The sequence below is a fragment of the Aeribacillus pallidus genome, assembly GCF_050478865.1.
GTDB lineage: Bacteria > Bacillota > Bacilli > Bacillales > JACDOC01 > JACDOC01.
In genome coordinates, this window is record NZ_JBCNBW010000036.1 from 50241 (window position 1) to 68706 (window position 18466).

Annotated in this window: 17 protein-coding genes; 13 read left to right on the forward strand and 4 right to left on the reverse strand. The window is 37.8% G+C overall.

All coding sequences use genetic code 11. The features are described from left to right. Positions 1 to 102: 102 nt before the first annotated feature. Positions 103 to 1305 carry a methionine gamma-lyase gene (megL, locus tag ABES52_RS09230; RefSeq protein WP_429650868.1) on the forward strand — a complete coding sequence of 401 codons (1203 nt, stop codon included), beginning with the start codon at positions 103 to 105 and terminating at the stop codon, positions 1303 to 1305. Positions 1306 to 1318: 13 nt separating this feature from the next. Here the strand turns inward: megL and ABES52_RS09235 are convergent, their stop codons facing one another. Beyond that, a complete protein-coding gene (locus ABES52_RS09235; RefSeq protein WP_429650869.1) occupies positions 1319 to 1798 on the reverse strand; it encodes a GAF domain-containing protein in 480 nt (159 codons plus the stop codon). Between the two features lie 129 nt (positions 1799 to 1927). Here ABES52_RS09235 and refZ point away from each other — a divergent pair, with 129 nt between their 5' ends. After that, entirely contained in the window at positions 1928 to 2620 is a 693-nt protein-coding gene (gene refZ, locus ABES52_RS09240; protein WP_429650870.1) for a forespore capture DNA-binding protein RefZ, read from the forward strand. On the opposite strand, the gene hisJ is transcribed toward refZ, so the two are convergent. After that, positions 2607 to 3410 carry a histidinol-phosphatase HisJ gene (gene hisJ / locus ABES52_RS09245; RefSeq protein ID WP_429650871.1) on the reverse strand — a complete coding sequence of 268 codons (804 nt, stop codon included), beginning with the start codon at positions 3408 to 3410 and terminating at the stop codon, positions 2607 to 2609. The two genes, refZ and hisJ, sit on opposite strands and share 14 nt — an antisense overlap. 175 nt (positions 3411 to 3585) lie before the next feature. Here hisJ and ezrA point away from each other — a divergent pair, with 175 nt between their 5' ends. Then, positions 3586 to 5298 (forward strand): septation ring formation regulator EzrA, encoded by a 1713-nt coding sequence (gene ezrA / locus ABES52_RS09250; RefSeq protein WP_429650872.1) that lies wholly within the window; start codon positions 3586 to 3588, stop codon positions 5296 to 5298. Between the two features lie 117 nt (positions 5299 to 5415). Here the strand turns inward: ezrA and brnQ are convergent, their stop codons facing one another. After that, positions 5416 to 6753: a branched-chain amino acid transport system II carrier protein gene (gene brnQ, locus ABES52_RS09255; RefSeq protein ID WP_429650873.1), complete on the reverse strand. Its 1338-nt coding sequence runs from the start codon at positions 6751 to 6753 to the stop codon at positions 5416 to 5418. Positions 6754 to 7125: 372 nt separating this feature from the next. Here brnQ and ABES52_RS09260 point away from each other — a divergent pair, with 372 nt between their 5' ends. The 6 genes from ABES52_RS09260 to rarD all read left to right on the forward strand — a co-directional run bounded on the left by ABES52_RS09260 (position 7126) and on the right by rarD (position 14639). Further along, entirely contained in the window at positions 7126 to 8277 is a 1152-nt protein-coding gene (locus tag ABES52_RS09260) for a cysteine desulfurase family protein (protein ID WP_429650874.1), read from the forward strand. Continuing rightward, a complete protein-coding gene (thiI, locus tag ABES52_RS09265) occupies positions 8274 to 9482 on the forward strand; it encodes a tRNA uracil 4-sulfurtransferase ThiI (protein WP_429650875.1) in 1209 nt (402 codons plus the stop codon). The genes ABES52_RS09260 and thiI overlap by 4 nt, the downstream gene beginning before the upstream one ends. A gap of 91 nt (positions 9483 to 9573) precedes the next feature. Continuing rightward, positions 9574 to 9774, forward strand: a complete 201-nt coding sequence (locus ABES52_RS09270) for an alpha/beta-type small acid-soluble spore protein (protein ID WP_429650876.1) — start codon at positions 9574 to 9576, stop codon at positions 9772 to 9774. Between the two features lie 221 nt (positions 9775 to 9995). Further along, positions 9996 to 11579 (forward strand): acyl-CoA synthetase MbcS, encoded by a 1584-nt coding sequence (gene mbcS / locus ABES52_RS09275; protein WP_429650877.1) that lies wholly within the window; start codon positions 9996 to 9998, stop codon positions 11577 to 11579. Between the two features lie 461 nt (positions 11580 to 12040). Then, a complete protein-coding gene (locus ABES52_RS09280; protein WP_429650878.1) occupies positions 12041 to 13636 on the forward strand; it encodes an amidohydrolase in 1596 nt (531 codons plus the stop codon). 73 nt (positions 13637 to 13709) lie between these two features. After that, positions 13710 to 14639 (forward strand): EamA family transporter RarD, encoded by a 930-nt coding sequence (gene rarD / locus ABES52_RS09285; protein WP_429650879.1) that lies wholly within the window; start codon positions 13710 to 13712, stop codon positions 14637 to 14639. A 37-nt stretch (positions 14640 to 14676) separates the two neighbouring features. Here the strand turns inward: rarD and ABES52_RS09290 are convergent, their stop codons facing one another. Continuing rightward, positions 14677 to 15471 carry an NAD kinase gene (locus tag ABES52_RS09290; protein WP_429650880.1) on the reverse strand — a complete coding sequence of 265 codons (795 nt, stop codon included), beginning with the start codon at positions 15469 to 15471 and terminating at the stop codon, positions 14677 to 14679. A gap of 150 nt (positions 15472 to 15621) precedes the next feature. On the opposite strand from ABES52_RS09290, the gene sppA reads away from it, so the two are divergent. The 4 genes from sppA to ytfJ are packed head-to-tail and all read left to right on the forward strand — an operon-like array spanning position 15622 to position 18424. Further along, entirely contained in the window at positions 15622 to 16635 is a 1014-nt protein-coding gene (gene sppA / locus ABES52_RS09295) for a signal peptide peptidase SppA (RefSeq protein ID WP_429650881.1), read from the forward strand. Between the two features lie 15 nt (positions 16636 to 16650). Further along, complete coding sequence (locus ABES52_RS09300) at positions 16651 to 17205, forward strand: RDD family protein (RefSeq protein WP_429650882.1); 555 nt, start codon at positions 16651 to 16653, stop codon at positions 17203 to 17205. Positions 17206 to 17251: 46 nt separating this feature from the next. Next, positions 17252 to 17935 carry a DUF2953 domain-containing protein gene (locus ABES52_RS09305; protein WP_429650883.1) on the forward strand — a complete coding sequence of 228 codons (684 nt, stop codon included), beginning with the start codon at positions 17252 to 17254 and terminating at the stop codon, positions 17933 to 17935. Between the two features lie 33 nt (positions 17936 to 17968). Then, positions 17969 to 18424 carry a GerW family sporulation protein gene (ytfJ, locus tag ABES52_RS09310; protein ID WP_429650884.1) on the forward strand — a complete coding sequence of 152 codons (456 nt, stop codon included), beginning with the start codon at positions 17969 to 17971 and terminating at the stop codon, positions 18422 to 18424. Positions 18425 to 18466 lie beyond the last annotated feature (42 nt).

Sequence of the window (18466 nt, forward strand, 5' to 3'; positions counted from 1 at the left end):
AATAGGCAAAGAATACCGTACCGAAAACGGTAAGAAAACGCTTTCATTTATGAGCTTTTTGTCATATCCTATAATTGTAAGGGAAGGGGGAACAAGGGAGACATGAAATCAAAACGTATAGAAACGGTCCTAATTCATGAAGGGTATCATCCATCAAAATATGAAGGAAGTCTAAATCCACCTTTATTTCAAACATCGACGTTTACGTTTGAACATGCTCTTCAAGGGGAGCGGCGATTTGCTGGTGAAGAAAAAGGGTATATTTACTCGCGCTTAGGAAACCCAACGGTACAAATTTTAGATGAACGAATGGCCGTATTAGAACAAGGGGAAGCTGCACTATCATTTGCGTCCGGTATGGCCGCAGTGTCCAGTGTGTTATTTGGGTTATTGAAAACAGGTGATCATATTTTATGTTCTCAAGGAATCTATGGTTGTACTTACGGCTTATTGCAGTTAATGAAAGAAAAGTATGGCGTTTCCCATGATTTTTCGCCGATGGATAATGAAGAAATGTTGAGAAGTCAACTTCGTCCAACCACCCGATGTATTTATATTGAAACACCAATCAATCCAACAATGAAAATCATTGATTTGGAAATGGTAGTGAAAATTGCAAAAGAAAAAGGAATTATCGTAGTTGTAGATAATACATTTAGCTCTCCTTACCTACAACAGCCGTTAACATATGGATGTGATATTGTTATCCATAGTGCCACGAAATATATTGGTGGACACGGTGATGTCATTGCCGGTATTGTCGTTGGTAAGAACGATTTTATAAATGAAATTCGAATGACGACCCAAAAAGATATTGGTGGGGTCATTTCTCCATTTGATGCGTGGCTGCTATTACGTGGATTAAAAACATTACACATTCGCATGGATCGGCACTGTGAAAATGCTGAGAAAGTCGTTTCATTTTTAAAGAAGCATCCGCAAGTGGAAAATGTTTTTTATCCGTTTGATCCAGAACACCCACAATATGGAATTGCTAAGAAACAAATGAAAAGAGGGGGAGGGGTGCTTTCCTTTACGATTAACGGAACGAAAGAGGATGCTCAACGATTGATGAATCACCTACAAACGATTCGCATTGCAGTAAGCTTAGGCGATGCGGAAACGTTAATTCAACACCCGGCTACGATGACGCATTCGGTCATCCCGCAACCAGTAAGAGAGTCGATGGGGATTTATGACCATATGTTACGGATGTCCATTGGATTAGAAGCATGGGAAGATATTTGTGCTGACTTAGACCAGGCATTAAATTCATTTAAACATACAAAAACCGTCCAAAGCTAATGGACGGTTTTTCTTATAGGTATTGAACTAGTACCTCTACAAACTCTTGCAGCTTTTTTTCATCCGTTTCGTCAAAGCGGTCTTTTTCTGGACTATCGATATCTAATACACCGATAACGTTTCCGTCTTTTATCATTGGAATGACGATTTCGGATTGGCTTGCTGCATCACAAGCGATATGCCCTGGAAATTGATGTACATCTGGGACGCGTAATACCCGTTTTTCTTGTGCCGCCGTACCACATACGCCTTTGCCAAGCGGAATACGGACACAAGCAGGAAGTCCTTGGAATGGCCCTAATACAAGCTCATTTCCTTCCATTAAATAAAATCCCACCCAATTGATTCGCTCTAAAAATTGATTTAATAAGGCGGCGGCATTACTTAAGTTAGCAACTTGGTTGGTTTCCCCTTCAATGAGCGCTTTCAATTGTTTTTTTACTAATTCGTAATTTTCTTCTTTTGTTCCGTTGTACATTTCGACATGAAACATTTTTTTCACCCAATTCATGAAAGAATTTGTCGATAGATTTTTAAAGGACACTTCCTATTAAAAACGAACTAAGATAATAATAATATTTTTTGCTAAGTTTGAAATATTTGTAGCATAAAAGATGGTCATTTGCAACTATTTTATACCAATCATAAAGGAGCGATGGCGTTGATGCGGGACAAAGCTCGGACGAAAAGAAAAATTGAGGAAGCAGCCATTATTTTGTTTAATGCCAAAGGATACCATGGTACATCAGTACGCGATATCGCTCAAAAGGCAAAAGTGAACGTGGCAAACATTTCTTATTATTTTCGCCATAAACAGGGTCTATTGGAAGCGTTAATTACGTCATACTTTGAACGGTATTTGGCCATTTTAGAAGAAGAAGTCCGGCAATTAACTCATACTCCCCCCATCGAATGTTTTAAACGCGCCGTAAAAGAAATTTTATTGTTTCATCAAGAAAACTATTTGTTGACACGTCTTGTCATGCGGGAATTAACGGTTGATTCGCAAGTCGTTAGAGAAATCATCGGTACGTATATGATGAAAGAGCGCTTTTTGTTCAAACAGCTTGTGGAACCAGTTTTTTCTACTCATCACCGCGCTCCTATGCTGACCTCAATGATAATCATTCAATTAAAGGGAATGTTAACGACTCCTTTTTTAAACAGTCAATACTTGCGGGAAGTTTGGTATATGCTCCCGCAAGAAGGGCATTTTGTCGATACGTATTATCACTTTATCGTTCAATGGATTAACGGCTGGAAACAATCATCTTCAAATGATAGAGGTTTGGTTCCAATGACTATGACGTTGTAATTCCCCACATCAAATCTCTTCCTTGGTGTAAAGCGGAAACAGAATGGGCATCTGAACCATATACGAGCGGAATGTTCCATTCTAAAGCTTGTTGAATAACTGATCTAGGGGGATAAGTTTCTTGACAGAGCGGCTTGTTTAAACCAGCAGCGTTATAGTCGAGTTCATAATTTCGACGCTTAATTTCTAATAATATTTCTTTTTGTTGTGTAGAAAAATCCTTGTTACAAGGATATTTTTTTTGGAATTTTTGAACAAGTGTCATATGTCCAATTCGCTTTGGTTTATAAGGGCCTAAGTCGGCTTGTATCGATTTTAAGACCGTCTCATAGTACTGTTTGTATACATTTTCAACACTACCAAACGAATCGATCATTTGCCGAAACATGTCTGGGCTATAGTCGATGCAAAACCATGTTTCGTCCTTTTTTAAAAAATGTACAGAAAGTATTCCGTCGTCTAAGTACGGCCCATATTCATGTAACATAGAAGCAGTTTGATCTTCAAATCCTTCTAAATAGTCTACTTCTAATCCACATAAAATGTTTATATCCTGAAGATACTCCTCTTTTAATCGCCATACATCTTTTATATATGACTCAAGATGTTCTTTTTTCATGGCGCTATCTTTTTTAGGTGTCGGATCAGTAAATCCATCCGGGAAAGGAGCGTGTTCTGTAAAAGTCATTTGTTGATAGCCAAGAGAAATAGCTTTTTCTACATATTGTTTAAACGAATCAGTTGATCCATGTGGGCAATAAGGGGTGTGGACATGTCCATCAATGAGCACCGTCATTCCTCCCTCTTTAAATTTTTACTCTATTATAATTGAAAAATGCTAGAATGATAGTAAGTAAATGAACTTCTATAAAAAATTTAGAAATTAATAGTCAAAAATTGTCGTTTACATGGTATCATTAAATCATTAAAGGGATTAGTACGTTAATTTGAACAGGAGGCTTACGATGGAGTTCGTCATCGGCGCAATCTTGCTATTGATTGGATTCTTTATAACTGGATTTTTCATCCGGAAAAATTATTATCGTGAAATTGACCAATTAGAGTCGTGGAAAATCCAAATAATGAATCGACCGGTTCTAGAAGAAATGTCTAAAGTAAAGAAGCTAAATATGGTCGGGCAAACAGAAGAAATGTTTGAGCGTTGGCGGAGAACATGGGACGAAATTGTAACCGTTCAGCTTCCTGATGTTGAAGAACTATTATTCGATGCAGAAGAATTTGTTGATAAATTTCAGTTTCAAAAGGGGAAAGCGGTTTTACAAAATATCGAACAAATTTTAAAGGAATCTGAACAAAAAATTGAACAACTAATGATGGAAATTAATGAATTGGTCGGTAGTGAAGAGCAGAGTCGGGCAAGCAAAGAAGAAATTGAACGTAGTTTACGTGAAGCTAAAAAACAACTATTAGCACATCGCCATACGTTCGGTGTAGCGATTCAATATCTTGAAAAAGCAGTCGAAGAAATTGCAACGGAACTAAAAGCGTTTGATGAGTTAACAGAGAACGGTAACTATATTGAAGCCCGGGAATTAGTAGAAAAATTAGCACAAGAAATGAATAGGCTACAACATTACATAGAAACAGTTCCGGCGTTATTAACAGAGTGTCTGTCCGTTCTTCCTTCTTCTATTGAAGAGTTAGAGGAAGGGTATGCTGAAATGGAACAACAAGGATACCGATTGGAACACTTGCAAATTCAAGATGATTTAAAGGAAATGAAAGAAGAGATCCAGTCGTTTATTTGTCAATTAGAAGAAGGTGCTATTGAGACTGTTGCAGAAGGTGTCCAACAAATTAAAGACAAAATTAATACCATCTATGATTTATTAGAAAAAGAGGTGTTGGCGAAGCAATACATTGTGCAACATGAAGGTAAGTCGAAACACTTATTGATGGAATTATTAAAAAGTAATGAAGCGTTAAAGCATGAAACAGAGATGGTACGGATGTCTTATCAATTGGACGAAAAAGAATTAAATATACCAAAACGAATTGATCAATCGTTAAAACAACTTTCTAAGCGCTTAGATATGTTAAGCGTAAAAATTAATGGCAACGAAACGTCTTATTCTTTACTACAAGAAGAACTGGAAGATATAAGAGCACAACTTGAAGAATTGCAAAAAGAGCAACAACTGTTTAACGAGCAAATGCAAAATTTAAGAAAAGATGAATTAGAGGCCCGTGAACAGATTAAAGAATTGAAAAAGAAAATTTCTGAATCCATTCGCTTAGTGAAGAAAAGTAATGTTCCTGGTCTGCCCCAAGAATATCAACTTGTGCTTGAGCAAGCGCAATCCTCTATTCAAGAAGTACTCGAAAGTTTAGAGGAAAAGCCGTTAAATATGAACAATGTTAACTATCGTTTAAAAGAAGCACAAGCGGATGTCGAATATTTACGAGAGAAAACAGAAGAAATGGTCGAACAAGTGATTCTAGCTGAGAAAATTATTCAATACGGAAATCGCTATCGTAGTCGATACGAGCATGTTCGACAAGGATTGCAGGAAGCAGAAGTGGCCTTTCGTACATACAACTATCGAGGAGCTTGTGAACAAGCGGCATCAATCGTAGAAGAGATTGATCCAGGTGCATTAAAACGGATTGAAGAATGGGTAAATGAGGAGCTAATTCATTGGAAAGAAGATTATTGAATGACCAAATGAGTATCGATGTAGTATTACAACTTTTGTAGAATAATGAATAACCGACCAGTATTTATAGCTGGTCGGTTATTTATTTTTCTAGATCTTGAAAGAAGTTCATCTTAGTTATTTCGTTATAACCGTCTTTTTGCCATTGATAGAAACAATGAGCCAACCCATGAACGCACCAGTGATGGCTGGAACTAACCATCCAATCCCTTGCTCAAACAATGGTAAAATAGCAAAAATATTAGTAAGCGCAGAAACGTCTAAACCAGCAATTTGTAATCCGTCAAGTAAGCTGACAATAAAAGTTGGGATTAAAGCACCAAGATACACAGCCGAATATCCGTTAAACCATTGATGAATAAATGAAAGTAAAATAAGTACGATGGCCAATGGATAAATAATAATTAAAACTGGAAGAGAAATGGTAATTAATTGGGTTAATCCTACATTGGCAACAATCATACTAAATGCTGAAAGGATGATGACAAACGTTCTGTATGATACGTTTGGCAAAAGCTTAGAAAAATACTGGGCACAAGAAGAAACAAGGCCGACAGATGTTGTGATACAGGCGAACGTTATGGCCAATCCTAAAATAATTGCTCCGCTTGATCCAAATAAATGAGCCGCAGCTTGTGATAGAATCGATCCACCGTTTTGCTGTACACCAATTGCTTCTGTACTTGTTGCCCCGATATAAGATAAAGATAAGTAAACTAGACTCAAGCCAATAGCTGCAATTACCCCAGCATACATACACACCTTTGCAATAGTTGATTGATCTTCAATTCCTTTATCTTTAATTGCGGAAATTACCACAATTCCAAAAACTAGTGCTGCAATCGTATCCATTGTTAAATAACCTTCGATAAACCCTTTAAAGAACGGACCATCAATATAATCTCCTTGAGGAACTTGAGGTGTTCCCATTGGAGTAATTAAGCTTTTTACAACTAATATGGCTAAAATGATTAAAAGAGCTGGTGTTAATAGTTTTCCGATTCGATCGACCAGCTTCGACGGATTCATTGATAACCATGCTGTGACCGTAAAGAAAATAATCGTATAAATAAATAATGGTACGCCGTACTTGTCCATTGAATCAGGTAAAAATGGAGTAACACCAATTTCGTAAGCTACTGTACCTGTACGTGGAATTCCGAAAAATGGCCCTATTGCTAAATACATCACCAAGGTGAAAACGATTCCAAAAAGAGGTGAAACACGGCTTGCTAACGTTTGTAAATCGCCACCAGTTTTCGCAATAGCAATAACTCCTAAAAGTGGTAGACCTACTCCAGTAAATAAAAAGCCAACAATACCGGTCCATACGTTTGTACCTGCTTGCTGCCCTAAAAATGGTGGGAAAATCATATTTCCAGCACCTAGAAAGAGGGCAAATAACATTAAGCCAATAGCAACCATTTCATTTCCTGATAGCGCTTTCTTGCTCATTTCTATGTCCCCCTATTTCATTCTGCTAAAACGCAAGTAACATAATAACATAGTCCGTAAAAAAATTGTTGAATATGACAAAAGTCTTAATTTTTAAAATTGAAAGAAGGGTCGGAATTCTAATATCGGTTACATTATCCATCTTTCTACAAATGGTATCAATTCGTTTTCATATAGGAAAGAATATGTTATTATAAACAGTTGGCAAAGGCTTTATCTAGTAAGCCACAATTCAAGATGTCAGTAAAACAAAAAAGGTTAGGGCTGGGGCAACTACCTGAAAAGGTCCGATTAATTCAACTAATCAATCGTAGGGGGAAGACCTCCTACGATTGGAAGTTTCACTTATCTCTCAGCGAAGGGTGTAGCAATATGATTTATTTTGATAATAGTGCAACGACAAAACCTTATTCGGAAGTCATTGATTCATTTGTAAAAGTGTCCACTGAGTTTTTCGGAAATCCATCTTCATTGCACAAATTAGGTGGAAAATCCGAAAAGTTGTTAACGCAAGCACGAGAACAGATTGCCTCTTTACTTGGTGTAAAATGGAATGAAATATTGTTTACTTCTGGGGGGACAGAAGCGAACAACTTAGCCATTAAAGGAACAGCCCTTCAATATCGAGAAAGAGGAAAACATATTATTACTTCAAGCATCGAGCATCCGTCCGTTTATGAAACGTGTCAGCAATTAGCTTCATTAGGGTATGATGTAACGTACCTTCCTGTTGACAACGAAGGTCGAATAAACCCGAGCGATGTGGAAAAAGCAATTCGTAAAGACACGATATTAGTATCCATTATGCATGTGAATAATGAAGTTGGGACCATTCAGCCTGTTGAAGAAATAGGAAGATTACTAAAAAATTATCCAAAAGTCCTTTTTCACGTAGATTACGTTCAAGGCTGTGGTAAAGTACCTTTAGATTTATCTTCTGGCCTCATTGATTTATGTACGATTTCTGCCCATAAAATACATGGGCTTAAAGGGGTAGGGGCATTATATTTAAGAGAAGGTATCCGCATTTCCCCGCTTATGACAGGAGGAAGTCAAGAGCAAAAGGTTCGAAGTGGAACGGAAAATACGGCTGGTATTGTTGCCATGGCTAAAGCGATGCGTTTAACGATGGAAAAACGGAAAACAGAACTCCCCCGCATAATTGAAATCCATCAATTTTTACGTCAAGAGTTGGAGAAAATTGATGGGATTCAAATTAATACACCGACAAGTGGTCATGCACCACACATTTTAAACGTTTCCGCAATTGGCTTACGCGGGGAAGTCATTGTTCATTCCTTAGCGGAACGGGGAATTTATGTATCTACAACAAGTGCTTGCTCTTCCAAATTACAATCACCTAGTAAAACGTTAATGGCGATGGGGGCTTCTAAAGAAGCTGCCATTGGTACGATTCGCGTCAGCTTATCGTACGAAAATACGATGGAAGAAGCCCAACAATTTGTTGAATCTTTTAAGCAAGTGGTCGAAAATCTTTGGAAAGTAACGAGGAGTGCAAAATGAAGTACGATCGCATTGTTATTCGATATGGAGAAATGTCAACGAAAAAAAGAAACCGAAACAAATTTGTGGACAAATTAAAAGGAAACGTCCAGTCAGTGTTGAGTGATATCCCTAACTTGTCTATTCAAGCACGCCGTGAACGTATGTATATTGTCTTAAATGGAGCGGACGGGGATGAAGTTGTCTCTCGCCTAACTCACGTATTTGGTATTCAATCGATGAGTCCAGCGGTTAAAACAAGCTGGGACATAGAAGAAATTAAAGATGTGGCCTTAAAGCTTGTTCAAAAATTGCATGTCCCCGGAGGAACGTTTAAAATCTCTTCTAAACGAGCAGACAAAACGTTTCCTCTAGAGACAAATGAACTAAATCATACACTTGGGGCTCATATTTTACGTAATACACCAACCATATCGGTTGATGTGAAAAATCCAGACATTGATTTAAAAGTGGAAGTTCGTAAAGAAGGAGTTTATTTATCGAGTGAAGATATTTTAGGTGCAGGCGGCTTACCAGTCGGTTCAAGTGGTAAGGCGATGCTCATGCTTTCCGGAGGTATCGACAGTCCAGTAGCGGGATATTTATCATTAAAACGTGGGGTGGAGATCGAAGCCGTTCATTTCCATAGTCCACCTTTTACGAGCGAACGCGCGAAAGAAAAAGTACTCGATTTAGCAAAAAAACTAACAAAATATGGTCGGAAAATTAAAGTACATCTTGTTCCGTTTACTGAAATTCAGCAAAAAATTCATGAACAAGTCCCAGAAAATTATACGATGACATCTACAAGACGATTAATGCTTCGCATCACTGATATTCTTCGTGAAAAACATGAAGCTCTGGCGATAATTACAGGAGAAAGTCTTGGACAGGTAGCGAGTCAAACGTTAGAAAGTATGTTCGCTATTAACGATGTCACGAACACACCGATTCTTCGTCCGCTTGTGTCCATGGACAAGACAGAGATTATTCAAATAGCTAAAGAGATCGACACATTGGACATTTCCAATCGTCCGTATGAAGATTGTTGTACGATTTTTACTCCGCCTTCTCCAAAAACGAAACCGAAAAAAGAGAAAGTCCGTTATTATGAGAGCTTTATTGATTTTGAGCCATTAATTGAGCGAGCGGTGGAGGGGACAGAAACCATTATTGTCGATTCGAAAAAAGCCCAAGAAAAGAATTTATTTGACGATTTACTATAATTCTAATATTTTAGGAACTATTACCAATTGTTTTTTTTGTATGATGCCATGTGTTTTCGCAAAACATATACACACAAGGAGGTGAAAACACATGGCAAATAACAATAATAACCAATTAGTAGCTCCTGGCGCTCAACAAGCAATCGATCAAATGAAGTATGAGATTGCTCAAGAGTTCGGTGTACAACTTGGTCCAGATGCAACATCTCGTGCAAACGGTTCAGTTGGTGGGGAAATTACGAAGCGTCTTGTTCAAATGGCTGAGCAACAATTAGGTGGTTACGCAAAGTAAATAAGTGGATGGCTATAGAAGCGGAAGAAATTCCGCTTCTTTTATTTTTCGTAAAAGTTTGATTACTTTAAGAAAAGTGGCGCATTGTCTAGTCACATTATGTTAGTATGAATAAAAAAATGCTATTTATTGAAAAACATTTTATTTTTCAATTTTAAATTTTTTGATTATTTTATATAATTTATATATAACGCTTTCATTAAACAAAGGGGGAGAGAGTGATGAAAACAGGAGATTTGTTGGCACCAGAAAAATACAATTTAATCGAGGAGATTGAACGGTTTGCCAAACAATCAGAAAAAATTGCGTTAAAATGGGAGAATGAACACGGGGAGCAAAGGGAAGTTACATATGAAGCCCTTATGAAAAAAGCGAATCAAATTGGACATGTTTTAAAAAATCACGGTCTTAAACAAGGTGAAACGATCTTAATTATGCTACCTCGAATTATCGAGGCCTATGAAGTATACATTGCTGCTTTAAAATTAGGACTCGTCGTCATTCCAAGTTCAGAGCTATTACGAGCAAAAGATTTATCTTATCGTATTAACCATGGTGACGTAAAAGCCATTGTAGCGTACTATAAATACATTGACGAATTAGCGCAATTAGAAGAAGCGAAATCATTACCAAAATTCGTAATCGGTGAAAAGGTAGAAGGGTGGATTCATGTCGATTCATTAAGAGAAAAAGAGTCTGATGAATTGACAATGGCACCTACATCAAAAGATGATATGGCCTTTTTATCATATACTTCCGGTACAACTGGTAATCCAAAAGGAGTTATTCATACGCATTCATGGGCTTATGCTCACTTACGGACTGCTGCAAAAAACTGGTTGTGTATTAATGAAGGTGACACGGTATGGGCTACCGCTGGTCCTGGATGGCAAAAATGGATTTGGAGTCCGTTTTTATCTGTTCTCGGTTCTGGTGCAACAGGTATTGTCTATCATGGGAAATTTGATCCAGAGAAATATTTACAACTTTTAGATAAATATGATGTCAATGTGTTATGTTGTACCCCAACAGAATACCGTTTAATGGCTAAGGTCGATGACTTACACAAATATCAATTAAAAAATTTGCATAGTGCAGTGTCAGCTGGTGAACCGTTAAATCGAAAAGTCATCGATACGTTTAAAGAACATTTTGGCGTAACCGTTCGTGATGGATATGGTCAAACCGAAAATACGTTACTTGTTGGTGTGCTAAAAGGAATGGAAGTTAAACCAGGTTCTATGGGTAAACCAACACCTGGGAATTATGTCGAAATCATCAATGATAAAGGAGAGCCATGTGGTGTTGGAGAAGTAGGAGACATTGCGGTGCATGTCGATACCCCAGCGTTATTTAAAGGATATTATAAAGACCCAGAACGAACAGCTATGCAGTTTAGAGGAGATTGGTATATCACAGGAGACAAAGCGAAAAAAGATAAGGATGGATATTTCTGGTTTGAAGGACGCGGAGACGATATCATTATTAGTTCTGGATATACGATTGGACCGTTTGAAGTAGAAGATGCGTTAGTGAAACATCCAGCCGTAAAAGAATGTGCGGTTGTCGCTAGTCCAGATGAAGTACGCGGGCATGTCGTTAAAGCATTTATTGTCTTAAAGCAAGGAGTAAATCCGAACGATCCAGATCTAATACCAGCTTTACAAGAACATGTGAAAAAGCTTACGGCACCATATAAATATCCTCGTAAAATTGAGTTTGTCGATGATTTACCGAAGACAGCGTCCGGAAAAATTCGTCGCGTAGAATTACGTCAACGGGAGTTAAAAACATTACAAAATTAATCTTATTCGTAGTCGAGAGCAAAGATAGCTCTCGATTTTTTATGGAAACATATTTTAAGTTGACTAGTAAAACGGACAATTTCAAATAAATGATGAGATGGGTATGTAAAGTTTTAAAAGAGTAAAATAAAATGTCGAGATTTGCTAGTGACAATTAATTAGCTCAATCCGGTAAGTAAAATCAAATAGTGGCAAGTAGAATTACATAATTTCCAAAAAATCTCTCAATTTAGATGGAAATAATAACTATGCAAAAAAATCTTAAAATGGATAACAAATATATCCAAAAACTTAAATAGAAAGTTCCAATTTCATCTTGCCGCGTTAAAATGAATTATAAAAAATTATTTTTATTACAAAGCATTTGCTTATTAAAAAAAAACAGGAAGTTTCTCCAAACAATACGAAATAGGAAACGTAATATAAGATAATTATAAAGTCCAAAAAAGGAGAAAGAACGTATGGGAACATTATGGTATGGTGGAACGATTTATACAATGGATAAAGAAAATGAACAAGTAGAAGCTGTTTATACTTCCAATGGCGTTATTCAAGGAGTCGGTCCTTTAACACAACTTGAACAAGTGTTTTCTTCCAGTATTGAGCAGCGCATAGATTTAAAAGGGGCGACAATGCTACCAGGGTTAGTTGATAGTCATATGCATTTAATTGGTTTAGGAGAAATGTTGCACCGTCTCGATTTATCAACGTGTCGTTCAAAAAAAGAACTGCTTACGAAAGTGAGAGAAAAAGTGAACGAAACGAAAGACGGTGAATGGATTATCGGAGAAGGATGGAATGAAAATTTGTGGGCAGACGCTGATGAGTTAACTCGCTGGGATTTAGATCCAATCACGAACATCCATCCTATTTTATTGAAGCGAGTGTGCCGGCATGCTCTTGTTGTCAATACTGTTGCACTGAATCTATGTGGAATAACCGAGCAAACAAAAGAGCCGTTCGGAGGAGTGATTGAACGAAAAAATGGAGCACTTTCGGGTGTATTTAAAGACGATGCTCAACAACTGATATTCAATCGAATCCCGAAAGCTTCTATAGCTTATTTAGAGGATGCATTAAAACGAGCGATTGAACATTGTTGGAAGCATGGGATCGTCGGAGGCCACACGGAAGATTTAAGTTATTATAGTGGTTTTAAAACTACGTATCAGGCATTCCACCACGTCATTCACGAATCGGACTATCCGTTTCGGGCCCATTTATTAGTCCATCATCACGTGATTGATGACTGGTACAAGGAAGGACACACGTATTTAAGTGGTACGCCTTTTATCCGTTTTGGTGCGATGAAAATATTTGCTGATGGGTCTTTAGGAGGACGAACGGCTTTGTTGAGCGTCCCTTATACCGATGACCCGTCAACTCAAGGAGTAGCCATTCACACGTTACCAGAACTAAAAGAGCTTGTCCAAAAAGCGCGAAAAATGGAACTGCCGGTTGCCATTCATACGATTGGAGATTTAGCTTTTGAATATGCGCTGGAAGCGATATCTGCTTGCCTACCAAAAAATGGACAACGAGACCGCCTTATTCATGCACAATTGCTTCGGGAAGAATTAATTAGAAAAGCTCAATCATTACCAGTTGTCCTTGATATTCAACCTTTGTTTGTCGCATCTGACTTCCCTTGGGTACTTGAACGCGTGAATAAAAATAACATACCTTACCTTTATGCTTGGAAAACGTTACTTAACGCATCCATTCCGTGTGCAGGTGGATCGGACGCACCAATCGAACGAGTGAATCCGTTTCATAGTATTTATACGGCGATTACTCGTAAAAAACCGAATGAACCAAGTACCGCCTATCTACCAGAAGAAGCGTTAACTCCATATGAAGCCTTTCGGTTGTATACGGTAGGAAGTGCTTATGCCGCACAAGAAGAGAATAAAAGAGGATGTATTAAAAACGGACATGTTGCAGATTTCACCATCGTTAACCACGATGTTATGAACGTACCACCGGAGCAGTTGTTGAATTCGGAAGTGGTAATGACCGTCGTCAATGAAAAAATCGTCTACTCACGTAAGCAATAATATTGTCAATCATCCTTTTCCCGACTTATAATGAAGATATTTCGAGAACAGAAATGATAGGAGAGCGGATGACATGAAGCAATCAGAGAAAACGGGGATCTTTTATGCAGCGTTCGCTTATTTGTTGTGGGGGTTATTACCGATTTACTGGAAACTGCTAGAGCATGTTCCAGCCAAAGAAATTTTAGCTAGTCGCGTATTTTGGTCATTTTGGTTTATGGTCATTGTCTTATGCATCGCCCGACGACAAGCCGAATTTCGCGAGACGTTAACGGAGGTCATCCGTCATCCGAAAAAAGGTTGGGCCCTTGTCATCGCTGGCTTTTTAGTAACAGGTAATTGGTTTATTTATATTTGGGCCGTTAACTCAGAAAAAATGGTAGAAGCGAGTTTAGGTTATTATATTAACCCGCTCGTCAACGTGGTGCTAGGAATTTTTGTATTAAAAGAAGTCGTAAATCGGACTCAAATATTTTCCTTTTTGTTAGCAGGGATCGGGGTCATGATCTTAACCGTTTCATATGGCAAGTATCCTTGGGTCGCTTTTAGTTTGGCCTTCACGTTTGCCCTTTATGGATTAGCGAAAAAACTTGTCAAAGTCGATTCAGCGATTGGTTTAACTTTAGAAACAATGGTGGTAACACCAATGGCCTTCATTTATATGATTCATTTATTTTTACAAGGAGAGCTATCTTTTCTTGCACATACGTGGACCACGGATGTCCTATTAATCGGAGCAGGAGCTGCCACGGCGATTCCCTTGCTTTATTTCGGGAAAGGGGCACAATTAATCCCGTTTTATATGCTCGGATTTTTACAATATATTGCACCAACACTTACTTTGCTATTAGGAGTATTCGTATATAAAGAAACCTTTTCAAGTACCCATTTATTAGCGTTTACGTTTATTTGGGTAGCCCTCATACTCTTTTCTGTGTCTAAAACAAAAAGGTACGAAGCATTCGGGAACAAATGGAAAAACAAACGGTCGCTCAGTACATAAAAAAGGATCTGCTTTTTCGCAGATCCTTTTTTGCCCATTATAAAAATATCCGTTTCACTTTTTCCCAGAACGAGTTATCTTTCAGTTTTACAGTTTTAATTTTTTTGTCGCTTAACTTGATTTCTACATGTTCCACATGTTGCAAGCTTAAGGCTTCATTATCCATTCCCATTGTTGGATACGTACTACCTTCTGGTACAATTTTTAATGTTAATTGTCGATCACCACTTAAAATGAACGATGATCCTAGCGTTCGATAACGGTTGTTGTTTAAAGAAGCTAATTCACTCACTTGTAAGCAAGGTAACAGAGGATCGACGACCGCCCCATTCACCGATTTGTTGTAAGCAGTGCTACCAGTTGGTGTGGAAATGATCATTCCATCTCCCCGGAACGTTTCAAAATGCAGTTGATCGATAAATACGTCCATAACAAACGTTTTAATAATACTTGAACGGATCGAAAATTCATTTAAGCAATGAAATGTTGTCCCATGGTCAACCGTCACATCGATGACAGGGTATCTTCTTACTTCGATTTGCTCTTTTGTCATGGCATCAATCATCTTCGAATGGTCATGCAAATCAAAATCGCAGTACATGCTCAGCTTCCCAGTGGTAGAGATGCCGGCATACAAACAATCTTGGCGGAACCCTGTTTTACGGACGGCTTGTAAAAAGGTACCATCTCCCCCAATGCTAACGATGATGTTGGCCTCTTGGGGATGTTCGACGATGTGGAATCCATAACGTTTCGCTAAATCAATTAACGGGGTAATTTGATTTCGTAAATCATCATGATAGAAAAAATATAAATTTCGGCGATCGTTCATAATTAGTCCTCCTTTTTTTAAAAAAATTGTCCAATATTTATTAATTTTGTTAGAATATTGATAAGTATTTTTAGTGTACCATTTATTTGAAACTTATTTAAACGAAATTCGTAGAATTAAATGCAAACATGAAAAAGGAGGCATACATGAATGAATAAAAAAAGGTGGGGAGCCCTCGCTATCGCAGCAGGGATTTTTATTGTTTCCATTGTGGTTAATATGGCGTCCATGGCCTTTTCAAGCGATTTTGAAAAAACGTTTAATTCATTGTTTTTAGAGGAAATGGATCAACCGTTTAAAGAAAATGTAGTCGAAGATGGTGATCCATTTAATAAAATTGCGGTGTTACATGTAGAAGGAGTTATTCAAGACACAGGTGATACAGTATCTTTTTTCGAATCTGTTGGATATAATCATCGGTTATTCATGGAACAACTAAATGCGGTGAAAGAAGATGATTCCATCGCAGGAGTCGTTTTACGGGTAAACTCTCCTGGTGGTGGTGTTGTGGAGAGTGCCGAAATTCATGAAAAATTAGTTGAAATTATAGAAGAGACCAAAAAGCCTGTGTACGTTTCTATGGGTTCCATGGCTGCTTCAGGTGGATATTATATTTCTGCGCCAGCAACGAAAATTTTTGCTAGTCCGGAAACGTTAACTGGCTCATTAGGAGTCATTTTACAATCCATTAATTATTCGGAGCTGGCAGAAAAATACGGTGTCGAATTTGTTACAATAAAAAGTGGTCCGTATAAAGATATTTTGAGTCCAACAAGACCAGTAACGGAAGAAGAAAAGAACATTTTACAAGAATTGATTAACCGTTCGTATGAGGGATTTGTAAAAGTCATCGCTGAAGGACGCGGAATGTCGGAAAGTGAAGTTCGTAAAATTGCAGATGGTCGTATTTATGACGGTCGCCAAGCGAAGCAATTAAATTTAATTGATGAATTTGGTTATTTAGAAGATGTGATCATCGCTATGAAGGAAGATTTAGGAATCGAAGATGCGCAAGTGATTGAATACCAACCAAGCTTTGGGTTTGAATCATTTTTTGCAATGAGCGCACAACGCTTCTTCCATGGAGACGTAGAATTGGCTAACTTAATGCAACTGTTATCTCGACCAAATTCCCCTCGGCTGATGTATTTATATTCGGAGTAAAGGGGGTTATTGTGTATGACACAAGAAGAAAAACGCGATAATGTGCAGCAAGAAGCGATGGAAGAAACGGCTTTTGAATTAACTGAGCCGACCAAGGTCGAATCCAAACCTTCTGTACATGTTCCGTCGTATGACATTCATTATGCCGGGTTTTGGATGCGCTTTTGGGCTTATTTAATCGATTTAATTGTGATTGGAAGTTTAAAATGGTTGTTCATTCACCCGACGTTTCGCTTCTTTGATTTACCGATAGATAATGACATGTTCTCGCTGTATTGGTTTTCAACGGGTATTGTCTTCTTTAGTTATTTCATCTTTATGACGAAATTTTTCGGTCAAACGATCGGGAAAATGATCTTTGGACTAAAAGTGATTTCATTAAAAAGTGATAAACTTACTTGGGATACGGTTCTGTTCAGAGAATTCATTGGGAGATATATTAGTTCTACCGTTAACGTGCTTTATCTTTTTGTTGCCTTTCTTCCGAAAAAGCAAGGCATTCATGATATATTTTCCGATACGACGGTTGTTCATGAAAAAACGGTTTTACTTCATAAACCCGCTGTTTAAGCGGGTTTATTTTTTTAAATATTGGACCATAATGGGAGGGGAAAGGTTGGGGAAAAGTATGATTGTATTTGGCATCATTATCTTTCTATTTTTTTTACTTGTACTCCTAAGTGTGACGAAACTTTTTATAGACATTGAAATCAAACATGGGTATGACAACGATCATATACGCATTACGTTTTCTATCTGGTTTCGCATCATTCGCTATACAATAGACATTCCGTTTGTAAAGATTGATACGAAAGAGGCCAAAATCGTTTTTCAAGAGCAAACAGTTGAAAAAAGTGGGGAAAAGAAAAATAAGAAAGAGCGTTCTATCACACCGGAAAAACTACTACGCAGCCTTCATAATACAAAAGAAATCATTCGTCATGTCGTCAAATTACATAAAATTGTGCATTCATTTTTACAAAAAGTATCGGTACAGCACTTAGAATGGCATACCGTTATTGGGTTTCATGATGCGGCTCTTACCGGCGTCATTACAGGAGGAATTTGGAGCATTAAAGGTTGGTTTCTTCGATTTCTATACCATCACTTGCAAGTCAAATCACACCCATCGTTAACAGTTACGCCTTCGTTTCAACAGGCTGTAACGCAAATCGCATTTTCATGTATGATTTATTTTCGTATCGGGCATGCTATTTTAGTAGCGATAAAAATGATCAAGCATTGGCGTGGAGGAAAAGTTACGTTCAAATCAAAGACTCCTTTTTCTTCGATTAAATGAAAAATATGACCAGTTATGTAAGGAGGCGTTGTCATGTCTGATCATCCCATTGAAGGCTTAATGACGACCGCAATGGAAAATTTAAAAGAAATGATTGATGTCAATACAATCATCGGAGACCCTGTAGAAACGCCAGATGGGAGTGTGATCCTAACCGTTTCTAAGGTTGGGTTTGGATTTGCGGCAGGTGGTAGCGAATTTATGCTTCAAGACCAGGAGCTATCTCAACGTGGTCAGTCAAAACAACCGTTTGGCGGCGGAAGTGGCGGCGGAGTTTCCATTACACCAATTGCTTTTCTAATCGTAAACAGCCAAGGAGTAAAAATGCTCCATTTAGATGAAAGCACCCATTTATTAGAAAAAATTCTTGATTTAGCGCCAAGTGCAATGGAAAAGCTGCAGCATATGTTCAAAAAGAAAAACGATAACAAAGATGAGATTAATCCTAACCAGTATACCGATTCCTATAAACAAGATTTTGATATATAACAATCATAATTCGGAGAAATTCTTTTCTCCGATTATGATTGT

Excerpts from the sequence above, each read along its gene's own strand:
- megL (WP_429650868.1), top strand. The coding sequence starts at position 103 with ATGAAATCAAAACGTATAGAAACGGTCCTAATTCATGAAGGGTATCAT.
- ABES52_RS09235 (WP_429650869.1), bottom strand. The coding sequence starts at position 1,798 with ATGTTTCATGTCGAAATGTACAACGGAACAAAAGAAGAAAATTACGAA.
- ezrA (WP_429650872.1), top strand. The coding sequence starts at position 3,586 with ATGGAGTTCGTCATCGGCGCAATCTTGCTATTGATTGGATTCTTTATA.
- brnQ (WP_429650873.1), bottom strand. The coding sequence starts at position 6,753 with ATGAGCAAGAAAGCGCTATCAGGAAATGAAATGGTTGCTATTGGCTTA.
- ABES52_RS09260 (WP_429650874.1), top strand. The coding sequence starts at position 7,126 with ATGATTTATTTTGATAATAGTGCAACGACAAAACCTTATTCGGAAGTC.
- thiI (WP_429650875.1), top strand. The coding sequence starts at position 8,274 with ATGAAGTACGATCGCATTGTTATTCGATATGGAGAAATGTCAACGAAA.
- ABES52_RS09270 (WP_429650876.1), top strand. The coding sequence starts at position 9,574 with ATGGCAAATAACAATAATAACCAATTAGTAGCTCCTGGCGCTCAACAA.
- mbcS (WP_429650877.1), top strand. The coding sequence starts at position 9,996 with ATGAAAACAGGAGATTTGTTGGCACCAGAAAAATACAATTTAATCGAG.
- ABES52_RS09280 (WP_429650878.1), top strand. The coding sequence starts at position 12,041 with ATGGGAACATTATGGTATGGTGGAACGATTTATACAATGGATAAAGAA.
- rarD (WP_429650879.1), top strand. The coding sequence starts at position 13,710 with ATGAAGCAATCAGAGAAAACGGGGATCTTTTATGCAGCGTTCGCTTAT.
- ABES52_RS09290 (WP_429650880.1), bottom strand. The coding sequence starts at position 15,471 with ATGAACGATCGCCGAAATTTATATTTTTTCTATCATGATGATTTACGA.
- sppA (WP_429650881.1), top strand. The coding sequence starts at position 15,622 with ATGAATAAAAAAAGGTGGGGAGCCCTCGCTATCGCAGCAGGGATTTTT.
- ABES52_RS09300 (WP_429650882.1), top strand. The coding sequence starts at position 16,651 with ATGACACAAGAAGAAAAACGCGATAATGTGCAGCAAGAAGCGATGGAA.
- ytfJ (WP_429650884.1), top strand. The coding sequence starts at position 17,969 with ATGTCTGATCATCCCATTGAAGGCTTAATGACGACCGCAATGGAAAAT.